A 10,471-nucleotide genomic window follows, 5' to 3' on the forward strand; every position below is an offset into this window, starting at 1 on the left:
GATTACACCTCAGACAGTTGCAGCCAGTAATGACGCAAGTCCACAGGGCAGAGTTTAGCGGCATTCAGTGAACGCTTGGCAATCTCTACCCCACTTTCAGGATAAGCGGGTAGGCTGGTGATCGTAATCTCCCGTAATTCGGCTTCTAACACGGTTCTGATATAAGGCGTCTGACTGGTATCCCACTGATCCTTAATGGCACGAAAACCAAAGGACATGCCTTGTATATCCCCGCGTTCAACCAGTGTTAATACATCGTGCCCCAATTGCGTATCTGGCGGGGTTAGTTCAAAGCGCAATCCGGTGGCATCTTCGAGAAGCTGCAACGTGCCGGATGTGGTGCGGCCTAATAGGTTTATCGGGTCATGCTCATACAATGCCCTGATATCAGCTCTCGCCGCTAAACTGGTATTAAACGCATTCGGTGCGAACTGTTCGACAAATTCATCCCACAGTACGTGTGATCTGCTGTTCCACTTAATCACATAGCCTGTCAGCGTCTTATTGCTGGCTGAGAGTGACGTTGTGCGGATTTCAAAATCATTCTTCATTGATGGACTCCAAGGCTTGGAAAGGGGCGCAATACCCCTTCTGCTTAGTTGCTGGATGCTTTCACTTCCAGTACCTTAATCGCGTTGGAATCCACCAGCCCGCCACCCAGATATTTATCGGTATGTACCTTATAAAATCCCGGCTCGGTGATATTGTCAGGGCGGGTACGAATGCCCGTTTCATGATCAACGATAAAATAACCCCGCTTGAAGTCACCCAGACCGATCACACCGTCCGGCATAAATTCGAGATAGTGGACAGGCAAGCCCAATAACATATCGGGATCACCCGCCTGTAAACGTTCACGCCAGATATAATCGCCATTGCCGTTTTTCAGCTTTTGTACCTGAGCGGCTGTACCGGAGTTCATCACCCAGACGGCATTTTTACGGTATTTGTTCTTGAGTAAGAATTTCAGGTCAATCAGGCTATCCGCTGAAAGCGCGGTAACTTCCAGCTTTTGTAACGAGCCAAATGCGCGAATTTTGTCAGCTTGGGTATCACGGGGATAAGACAGGAAGCCTTTCGCTTTTTTGCTACCGTCACCGCTCACGAGATCCGTTTCTTCGGTATCAACGAAAGTGTCTGCAATTTCAGCGGTCAGCCAGCCTAAGATATCCACATCGCTAAAATCGATAATCTCTTGGGTTGTTTTGGGATAGGCATAAATAGGAAACAGCTTAATGCTGACTTCTTCCATTTTCGGTGTTGTTGTTTCAGTGCGCGCCTTGCCTTCTTCTCCATGTGCCACAGCTGCGCCACCGACCGAAACCAACTGCTTATACTCATTGCTGCGTGTGGTTTTCACTGTACAAATCCGGCGCATGACTGACTCATCTGTTAGTTGTTGCATGATTTGTTTGTTCAGTTCGGGAATAACGGTATAGCCACCCTCAGACAGAACGCCCGTAGACAAGGTGCGCGTTTCACCAGTCAGAACATAGTGGCGCAGTTCATCATTGCTCAGTTTTTTGCTGGTCGGCTGGGTTTTTACCTGACTGCGTTCTTCATCAGCTAATGACTCATAACGGGCAATTTCAGTATTCAACGTGTCGGACTGGCTGCGCAATTCGTCGAACTGTTTGGCTTCATCGGTATTGAGTGAACGCTTTTCGTTTTCAGCTTGAGTGAGCAGTGAGCGCATTTGCTGGGTTAAATCGGATTTTTGTTGGCGTAATTCGAGAAGTTTTTTCATGGTGTTTTTATTTCTATTTGTTTTCAAAGAAATATATTTAACAGCATGAGGAATAATAATAAATTATTTTTTCCATGGTGTTCAATCACACAATAATAAAAGCCTCTGACAGTTAGAGGCTAAAAAAAGATAAATATAAAAACAGAATTTTTACAAAAAAAATCATTTTAATTTATCCATATAAATGACTTCATATCCATCATTTGTTGGGTATATAAAAGCATTGTTCTTAGCGGTTGGAAAACTAAATGAAGCAAAAAATGCCTCATATGATATTGTTGTTAACTGAGAGCTTTTCCAGATGCATCTGTTTTTATTATCATATAAAACAATGAAATAGTCATCATCCATAATAAAGTATTTAAACATCGCGTATGGCGATATGGGTAATTTTTTATATACGACTGCGGTATATTGACCATTTTCATCCTTTACTTCAAACTTCTTATTCCAATCACCAAAGAATAAAGTTGATGGAAATAACATCCACGCTATAAAAACAGCAGAGATCACTAAAACCAATAATGGTTTTTTAAAAAAAAATTTATTTTTCATAATTGAATAATTCTATGTTGTGGTAACGAATCCATCCATAAAATATCAGAAAAGACAATGAAATCACCACCTTCATTGTGTTTTTTCTGCCATTTTCTAAAGCTATCATTAATTACAGGAACATATCCATTATATTTAATCCATAAGGCCATCCAGCTTCCGGTAGCATAAAGAGCGGCATAATCGACAGAACTCACTTTATCTAATATACCGTTTTTACTCCAAATTCCTAAAGGTTCGTTAGCGCCAACAAAATCATAGGTATCTTTTAAATACATTCCAATCTGCTCGGTAACAAAGACATCTTTACCGTCTAATTTATCTACGTGACCTTTAACTGCTACCTTCATATTAGAATTACCCATGGCACCATACCAATCGTCAACCGTATCAAACTTAGAACCAAATCTTCTAGAGTTAACTACTGAAAATGTGTCTATTTCTCGTATATCCGTTTCATATCCTAATGCTTTCTTCCCACCCTCTTTTTCTAATTGCTTTTTTAATTGTCCTATACCCGCACTACTAGCCCAACCATTAATGAGGACAGACATAATTTCTTTAGGTTGTTTATATCTCAATGCCCACTCCATTTTTATAATGGAGTCATTAACTCTTCCATCCGGTATATCTATCGCTTTACCTGTAACATACTTATCTTTTTCTTCTTCCGTAAATATATAAGCAGGTTTTGTATTAAACCAATGGCGCATTAATTTGGGTGCCATTTCCCATCCCATTTTTTCCATTGCATCTGGGATTTGGTTTAAGTAAAAAACATCCATTTCAAGTTCTGTATTTTTGCCGCCTTTAACAGTTTTCGTTTTAAAAATCGACATTATCAAATCCCTATTTTTGTCTGAAATAAATATTTAACCTCAAGGTTTTCTTCTTTTTGGGCATCAAATTGTTTTGTTATCCCAGACGTTTGACATATTCCCTCAATCAACCCCTTGTCCGTTTCCACGCCATACGCAATATCCTGGCAAGTATTCCCTTGATGCTTAAGCGTAAACTTGTGGCTAAATAGAGACGCAACAGCCTCTTCAATCAGCGGCTTAATGGATGAAAAACCGGATAAAAGTGGTTTTGCCTCTTCACGCCCCGCTAATTGTGAAATGCTATAACCCGAAGTTCCTGCGGCGATGTGATTACACGAAATGGATTTGTAATCGAGCATTACAACTTCATGTGGTATCGCTCCGTTGTCATTGATGGAATGCGGATAATTATAGGAAATATCTACAATAGTGGCACTGGTCAGCTTGATCTCATAAAAGAACTCCAGTTGCCCCATCTGGCTTGTCCTGTAATGCACAAAACTGGCATCCAGCAATTCGTTTCCGTCGATTGCCATCGCTAACAGGGGAGAGGATTTATCAATGGGTTTCACAAAACTGACGGGTTGATGATTGACGTTCTGGTCACGGCTCATCGAATGATTCAGGCTCAATACCTGTATTTGATCTTCACGTCCTTTCTGATACCGATTCCCAATTGATTCAGGCGTTGAACAACCCGCTGAAATTAAACCCTGCTTCTTGCCCTTTAACGACAAGTAAATGATGTGTGACATTCTTGTCTCCTGTAACAGCACTTCTGATAAATGCGTAATGAAACAGGATATAACAGAATTATTTATCTATACCAGTGTGAATAAAAGTGCATCAATGAAATTGTGATTAACTTCTATTCTTAAATAAAATCAGATGATTACATCATTTTAATTTGAGGTAGTACCAAAAAATAAAAAACCCGATTGCGCACGGTACTGACTTCTGATTTTATTTACCTGCCAGAAGACCCCCTGAAAATCTTTTTCACCCCCTCAGTTATGCACCCTCTGCACAATACCCTGAAAGCCTTGCTACATCTGGGTTTGATGCAATTAACATGATATTCACTGACTGTATCACCTGTTCACCCACTTTTTAGATTAATGAAGAGAATGTAGAGTTGATGTATAGTTAAAAAATAACTATACATCTATTATTTTCTTTTAAATACAGTTAGATATTTGAAATGGTGTATGGAATGCAGACCTAAAGCCAAAAGTTTTATATAGGTGATTCAAAGCCTCGACATTCAGGCACTGACGGTAGCCATTCTTCGGCCTCTTCCGATAATTCGACGTTATAAGAATAGCCTTTCTTGGTTCGTACTTTCCGGTATTCCTTCCGGTATTCCAGCATAATCTTGGGGATAGATTCACCAAATTTAGTCAGTGTCAGCGGACGTTCAAAGCCGTGCGCTTCCATAAAAGAAAGATAAGCATGATATAAATACATTCTCGGTGCGCGCGGGCTGATATTCTTATTGCCCATCTTCATGCCGGTAACATCATTGACAGACACCAGATAACCGCAAAAATGATACAGCGGATCGGAATGACTCTTTACCGTTAATGCTTCGTTCGAGTCGCGTTGCGCCTGTAGCAGTTTCTTAGCCTTATTCTGGTCGGCAAATTCGTTTAATAAGTGACGAATAATCACCGGCAGTTCCCGACTGATTTTCTCCGGCAATTGTGGGTCTTTCTCGGATTCCTTGACCGGAATATTAAACGGAAATATCACCCGCCGCCGTGCAATACCGCCATTACGTTCTGTAAAGCTCATAGGCTCGTTATTGGTGGCTAACACCACGGCTTTGATGATGGTAGAAAATTGCTTTTCGTATTTTCCGTCAACTTCAATCAGGTCGCCGCCGGTAATGGCCTTAATGCCTGCGCCTTCTCCCACATATTTAACCTGATCGGGCAGCGTAATTAAGCTCTTGCCGACAAACTGATATCGGCCTCTGGCCTCATCCAGCGCTCTCATATTGCCACTGGCAGTATTGTGTTCGCCTGCCAGTAAGGTAGCGATATACGTAAACACACTTTTACCGCTGCCACCTTCGCCTGTTACCTCAATAAATAGCTGCCAGTCATAACGGTTTGCCAGAATCATAAACAAGGCAGCTTTGATACGATTCATCTTGTTTTCATTCTGCCCCGCGGCATGGGATAGCCAGCGATAAAAATCAGGAGCATGATCCGACAAGTTTTCACCAATAGCGGGCTGGGTAAACTCAATGCCATTATGATTCATGAGCCAGTGTTCCGGCTGGTGTGGGGTAAATTGTTGTGTCGATAACGCATACACACCATTACGAAACCCGATTAAATCCGACCGCTGTTCGCCAATAACCGGAATTTGCAATTTCATGGCACAGATAGCGTTATTGATCCCGTTTGGGCTGTACGGGGTATCGTGCTGGTCAAAAATTGCCACCATTGCGCGACGTAGATCATTATCCGATACGGTTGCCCATGTTGTGCCGTTATAGTAATAGACCGTTTCGCTTTCAGCATGTACCGCGACTTTTCTATAATGTTCAACCAGCAATGCCCCGCGTTGACTGGCTGCCATTTGTGCCAGATTGTTAGTGGCCTTTTTGGGCTTCGTTTCGTGGTTCACGACCGCTTCTGCTTCCATGAGTTTTTTCTCCCCAACCTGATATAATCCGTTGCCGAATGCCTGCTTTGCTGCCTCTATGCCATGATGCTGACGATAATCGTCCCAGTCGGCTTTATATTCCGTTGGCGGTAACGTTACCCAGCCATTGATAGCATTAGCCGCCTTCTCAGCGGCAATTTTCCCCACGTTCTTTTTAAGTTTGCCGTTTTTATCCCGTTCGCCTTGTGCGTGCCAGTCATTGTCGGCAGCAAGAATGATATTCGATTCAGGCCACTGCGTTCTGACCAATTCGGCAACATTCAGTAAATTGCTTTCATCAATGGCAGACAGTACCACGCCATTATGTAACTGGCTGACAGTCAGCGCTGTCGCGTAACCTTCGGTAATGATAATGGTGTCCGGCGTTCCAGTAATTTCATATACCGGAATAAAACTTCCTTTCTTCTGCGTGCCGGAAACAAGGCGTTTTTCGCCGTTTGGTTTGATGGTCTGAGCGCCGGTGATAGTACCGTTCAGTGTCTGAGTTATCAGCAATAGAGAATCCTGCAATAACCGCTGATTGGGGTATTGCAGCCCCTTTTTCACCAAATACTGAGATTCTCCCCTTATCGATTTTTCCACCAGCACCGCGATCCGTTCTGCAATGGGTTTTACCATTAGAGGCTTCTCTTTAACTGGTTTGAATATAGGTTCAGATAACGGCATTGCCAACACATCAGCAACCTGCTTAGCGGCGGTCAGAATAGTGATACCTTTGGCTCTTGCCACTAAATCCAAACCATCACCGTAATTGGGCTGATCACACTGGCGACAATGCCAATCGCCATGATGGTTATCATCTATAAAGTGAAAACGGTCAGTGCCGCCGCATATCGGGCAAGCGCCATGCTTTCCCTTTGTCGGAACATCCACGCCACAGGCTGGCAATAGGCTTTGCCAGTGATTCATGGCGGATTGTTTCACGCTTCGGATAACGTCTATCGGGCGGTTTCCCATAGGGCTTTTAGGCTGTGAGGAGCGTTGACTCATTATTTATTCCTCCCCATAAACAGCCGTACACAGTGCATGATAGATGTCTTGGTTGAAATCACAGGCCAGCGACAACAGATCGCGCAGTTCTTCTGAACAATCCCTGCCAATTTTGTCAAGAATCACCTCAAATAGTGATATGGCTAACCCTGCCCGATACATAGCTTGATCTAACGGTATTGCTTTCTGAGGTCTGTTCACCACGTAACCCAATAATGTCATTAACAAGGGCTGTGGCGTATGTTTCAACAATGCTTGTTGTATTTCCTGATTGATATCACGCGCCAGCAAGATCAGATTATTGAGTTCAATACTGCATTCTTCCGGTGATTTTTCGAGAATGAACGTGAAAACAGAAGCTGCTAGCTGAGTGCGATATTCTGCCTGTTTTAATGAAAGTGTTTTTTTACCCACGACTCACCTCCTGACGGGAAACGGATCTCAGGGAGGAAATGCCCGCCAGAATGATGATAAGGCGCTGTAGGTGCATTAGTCGTTGATTGCTTAACGCAATTAGGCATGTAAATTTAGGGCGAGTTTGGGTATGCTGTATGCCAGCCATCGCGTAAGTCTCCTTTACGTTGTGGTCAGACGCCTCGATAGTGTTACAGCACTTCGGGGCGTTGTTTTTTTCAGCCTGAATTAACTCAAGGTGTGCACCACTATAGTTACAAGATGTGGTATGAGTCAACACTATTATTTTGTTTTTCTTGCCGTATACTGTGTACCACCATTCAAGCACGGAGTCACACATGCCAACGGCAGACATAAATAATAAATCACAAAAATTAGTAGCACGTGTTCCACACGAAGTTGTGGAATTGATGGAGCTGACAAAAGAATCTGGCGAAAGCACAGGTAAATACATTGTTGAAGCCATCAGAACAGAAGCCAAACGCCGCCAGCGTAAAGCCAAAGCATCATCTGAGTAAGAACAATCAACTAACCCTCTTAAAGAGGGTTGTTTCTCAAATTGATGGTTATTTAATTTCAAATAATTTCTATAGCTAATATCTACCATCACATCCCTTTATGCCAAAAATCGAGCTATTTTTAGAGTGAGTTTGACCACTGCCAATTAAGGCAGTTAATTTTTGCATGATGTTATTTTTTAATTGGCAGGTTTACGGCGATATGGGTTATTTATATTGTCTACGGTTGGCGGGTTACGTACCCAGTGCAGCAGATCACTGAGCAACCAAGCACAGGAATTACGGCCTAATGGTTTACGGGCAGGGAAACGACCTTCATTTTCCAGTTTCCATGCTGATGTTCTGGAAATAGAGGTAATGTGCTGGCGCTCCTTTTCACGGATCAGACGATCATAACGTTCGCCATATTCGGAAAGAATAGAGCGGCGTTCTTCAGGTGTCGGAGTGTTGTATTGAATAATCATGTTACCCTCACTGTTTAATTGTTTTTGTGAGGGTATTTTACTTAATGGAAATTATTACGAAAGTAATCCACATTTGTTACGCAGATATCACAATGCCCATGCTCACCATCAAACGCATTCACTCTCATTATTGAGCTGCTTTTAATATAACCACATTTTCATAAGTGCCCGCCAAAACATCCAGCCGCTCACACCATTTGTTTAAAGCATCCAGTTTCTCTGGTAGGTATTGGCTCTTATTGTATATCGCCATAATACCCGGCAAAGCGTGGCCTAGAAGTTGCTCAACAATATGTGGTGCTATACCTAAGTCATTTAGTTTGGTTGCAAAAGTTCTTCTTAAATCATGCAAAGACCATTCCTCATTATGTTCTAATCTTTTCCATATATTTCTGCCGCATTGTGATACTGTTTCAGGGCTTTTCAGTTCCCCTAATAGATAACCGCTTTTATGATGTTGATAATTGAGTTTTTCTAGAAATGGTTTCAGGGATTCAGGTATTGGGCGAATAATTTTATCACCTGATTTACTGTTTTCTTTTGGTACAGTCCATAACATAGAATCAAAATTCCACTCTGACCATTTCGATAGCCTAGCTTCTTGTGAACGGCAACCAAATATGATTAAAATTCGCAATAAATTACTGTAGTAAGGTAAATACATATTTGTATTTAGAGAGTTCCACAATTGGCCTATCTCATTATCTTCTAAATATCTTTCACCTTTATTTTGTTTTTGACCAACATCAGGAATAGTCAAATCATCCAGCGCATTGCTGATAGCGTACCTTCTTACTCGACAAAACTTGAGAGCTTGCTTGCACATCTGGAATATGTAGCCAGCAGCAACAGGGGCTGTTTTTTTAGTCCTATCAAAACATTGAAGCCAATAACGAGTTTCACAATCGGCTAATGCCATGTTTCCGATGTAAGGGTATATGTGCTTCTGTAACTGAGAAATGTGTTTATCAATATTTTCTCTGTTATTTTTCGCGTAGTTTTCTATCCAATATTCTATAGCTTCTTTTACGGTGACTGGTTTTAATGATTCTTGTGTTGTTAGTTTAAGCTGAAATTTTGGATCTTTGCCTAGCGAAAGCCAGTTCCGACATTTATCTCGAATCTCACGGGCTTCTTTAAGGCTCATGTCAGGGTAACGCCCCAGAGTTATGATATCAGCCTCGGTCTCTCGCCCTCCAATCCTGTACTTAAAAAACCAACTGATAGAACCTTTTTTAGTAACACGGATCATCAACCCTGCACCATCGGCAAGTTTTATTAACTTATCTCTTTCCGTTCCGTGTAACGTTCTGAGTTTTCTATCAGTCAGCTTGTTTAACATAGCCATGTCTATATCCCAAAAGAATCAGTTCATATCATCTCGGATTCCCCCACCGATTACCCCACATTTTGATGTAAGAGTGACAAAGCGTCAATAAGCACTGGAACAATATACAGTTAAAAATTATGTTATGTCATTGATTAATATGTATTTTAAAAATCCACAAGAAAACATAGAAACATAAATTTTTCTAGTACGGCATGAACTGATCCTAGTCCAGTAACATGTTGTTGAAGAAGCACTTTCTCGTTTGGGAAAGTGCTTTTTTTGTTTATATTTATACAAATGTTTATACACGGAAAAATGTTTATACCCGCTGGGTAAGCAGGCAGTCAGAAAACTTGAAAACAAAGAAAAAGCGATGAGAACAAAAAAACCTTTTTTGCGATCTCAGGTTGTGATTTTTGTTTGATTAAGATGCTGATCCCGATGCTAACGGTTTTTTGACCATTCTTTCCATAAACTGCTTTTGGTGTTGCAGCCGCAATCTCATTATTATTCCCCATGTCATTGACAGAACAACAAATCCCTTATCTTGTAATGTCGCATCCGGTGGTTTCGGCTTTAAGCATATTTTGTCGGCAGGATGACATAAAATGATAGCCAAAGAATTCATAGAAGTTTGTCAGGAACTGATAAAAAAGACCTTCTTTTATTCTGAATTAAATGTGATCAAAACAAGTAGTGCGAAAAAACCATCGAATATGTGTAATCAATGAGAAAAGTTATCGACTATTGAATAAGGTTTATATTTCAGCCAGCATAATAGACAAATTGGATAATTTTTATCATATCGTTATGCAAAGGCTCTAGTGGTACATTCTGCATTTGATAACCTCATCAAACGAGCTTGAAAACCATTAAGTTTTATGGTTAATTAGCACACCGTTTCAATGACCATCAGATACCCCTAATTTTTTATGTGGAAAGCGCCAGCAGTCAAT

11 protein-coding genes are annotated in these 10,471 nt (G+C 41.4%); 1 reads left to right on the top strand and 10 read right to left on the bottom strand.

Going from position 1 to position 10,471, the window contains the following annotated elements:
• Positions 1 to 2 precede the first annotated feature (2 nt).
• The 8 genes from Xinn_RS09250 to Xinn_RS21980 all read right to left on the bottom strand — a co-directional run bounded on the left by Xinn_RS09250 (position 3) and on the right by Xinn_RS21980 (position 7,351).
• Positions 3 to 551 (bottom strand): HK97 family phage prohead protease, encoded by a 549-nt coding sequence (locus Xinn_RS09250; RefSeq protein ID WP_086954532.1) that lies wholly within the window; start codon positions 549 to 551, stop codon positions 3 to 5.
• Positions 552 to 595: 44 nt separating this feature from the next.
• Positions 596 to 1,747 (bottom strand): phage major capsid protein, encoded by a 1,152-nt coding sequence (locus Xinn_RS09255; protein ID WP_086954533.1) that lies wholly within the window; start codon positions 1,745 to 1,747, stop codon positions 596 to 598.
• Between the two features lie 162 nt (positions 1,748 to 1,909).
• Entirely contained in the window at positions 1,910 to 2,302 is a 393-nt protein-coding gene (locus tag Xinn_RS22425) for a DUF6201 family protein (protein WP_244590175.1), read from the bottom strand.
• Positions 2,299 to 3,141, bottom strand: coding sequence for a DUF6402 family protein (locus tag Xinn_RS09265; protein ID WP_086954534.1), 843 nt, complete (start codon positions 3,139 to 3,141; stop codon positions 2,299 to 2,301). Before Xinn_RS09265 ends, Xinn_RS22425 begins: the two co-directional genes overlap by 4 nt.
• 2 nt (positions 3,142 to 3,143) lie before the next feature.
• Positions 3,144 to 3,878 carry an Hcp family type VI secretion system effector gene (locus Xinn_RS09270; RefSeq protein WP_086954535.1) on the bottom strand — a complete coding sequence of 245 codons (735 nt, stop codon included), beginning with the start codon at positions 3,876 to 3,878 and terminating at the stop codon, positions 3,144 to 3,146.
• Positions 3,879 to 4,359: 481 nt separating this feature from the next.
• Positions 4,360 to 6,789 (bottom strand): primase-like DNA-binding domain-containing protein, encoded by a 2,430-nt coding sequence (locus Xinn_RS09275; RefSeq protein WP_086954536.1) that lies wholly within the window; start codon positions 6,787 to 6,789, stop codon positions 4,360 to 4,362.
• A 3-nt stretch (positions 6,790 to 6,792) separates the two neighbouring features.
• Positions 6,793 to 7,203, bottom strand: coding sequence for a hypothetical protein (locus Xinn_RS23265; protein ID WP_086954537.1), 411 nt, complete (start codon positions 7,201 to 7,203; stop codon positions 6,793 to 6,795).
• Positions 7,196 to 7,351: a hypothetical protein gene (locus Xinn_RS21980; protein ID WP_169923558.1), complete on the bottom strand. Its 156-nt coding sequence runs from the start codon at positions 7,349 to 7,351 to the stop codon at positions 7,196 to 7,198. The genes Xinn_RS23265 and Xinn_RS21980 overlap by 8 nt, the downstream gene beginning before the upstream one ends.
• Positions 7,352 to 7,541: 190 nt before the next feature.
• On the opposite strand from Xinn_RS21980, the gene Xinn_RS09290 reads away from it, so the two are divergent.
• Positions 7,542 to 7,721, top strand: coding sequence for a YlcI/YnfO family protein (locus Xinn_RS09290; RefSeq protein WP_086954539.1), 180 nt, complete (start codon positions 7,542 to 7,544; stop codon positions 7,719 to 7,721).
• 179 nt (positions 7,722 to 7,900) lie between these two features.
• Here Xinn_RS09290 and Xinn_RS09295 read toward each other — a convergent pair whose 3' ends face one another.
• Together Xinn_RS09295 and Xinn_RS09300 are read right to left on the bottom strand one after the other, a co-directional pair.
• Positions 7,901 to 8,185, bottom strand: coding sequence for a helix-turn-helix transcriptional regulator (locus Xinn_RS09295; RefSeq protein WP_086954540.1), 285 nt, complete (start codon positions 8,183 to 8,185; stop codon positions 7,901 to 7,903).
• Positions 8,186 to 8,312: 127 nt separating this feature from the next.
• Positions 8,313 to 9,533 carry a tyrosine-type recombinase/integrase gene (locus Xinn_RS09300; protein ID WP_086954541.1) on the bottom strand — a complete coding sequence of 407 codons (1,221 nt, stop codon included), beginning with the start codon at positions 9,531 to 9,533 and terminating at the stop codon, positions 8,313 to 8,315.
• Between the last annotated feature and the right edge of the window lie 938 nt (positions 9,534 to 10,471).

The sequence above is a fragment of the Xenorhabdus innexi genome (assembly GCF_002632485.1).
Lineage (GTDB): Bacteria > Pseudomonadota > Gammaproteobacteria > Enterobacterales > Enterobacteriaceae > Xenorhabdus > Xenorhabdus innexi.

Coding starts and splice junctions, on each gene's coding strand:
- Xinn_RS09255 (WP_086954533.1), bottom strand. CDS start 1,747: ATGAAAAAACTTCTCGAATTACGCCAACAAAAATCCGATTTAACCCAG.
- Xinn_RS09300 (WP_086954541.1), bottom strand. CDS start 9,533: ATGGCTATGTTAAACAAGCTGACTGATAGAAAACTCAGAACGTTACAC.
- Xinn_RS22425 (WP_244590175.1), bottom strand. CDS start 2,302: ATGAAAAATAAATTTTTTTTTAAAAAACCATTATTGGTTTTAGTGATC.
- Xinn_RS21980 (WP_169923558.1), bottom strand. CDS start 7,351: ATGGCTGGCATACAGCATACCCAAACTCGCCCTAAATTTACATGCCTA.
- Xinn_RS09290 (WP_086954539.1), top strand. CDS start 7,542: ATGCCAACGGCAGACATAAATAATAAATCACAAAAATTAGTAGCACGT.
- Xinn_RS09275 (WP_086954536.1), bottom strand. CDS start 6,789: ATGAGTCAACGCTCCTCACAGCCTAAAAGCCCTATGGGAAACCGCCCG.
- Xinn_RS09295 (WP_086954540.1), bottom strand. CDS start 8,185: ATGATTATTCAATACAACACTCCGACACCTGAAGAACGCCGCTCTATT.
- Xinn_RS09265 (WP_086954534.1), bottom strand. CDS start 3,141: ATGTCGATTTTTAAAACGAAAACTGTTAAAGGCGGCAAAAATACAGAA.
- Xinn_RS09250 (WP_086954532.1), bottom strand. CDS start 551: ATGAAGAATGATTTTGAAATCCGCACAACGTCACTCTCAGCCAGCAAT.
- Xinn_RS09270 (WP_086954535.1), bottom strand. CDS start 3,878: ATGTCACACATCATTTACTTGTCGTTAAAGGGCAAGAAGCAGGGTTTA.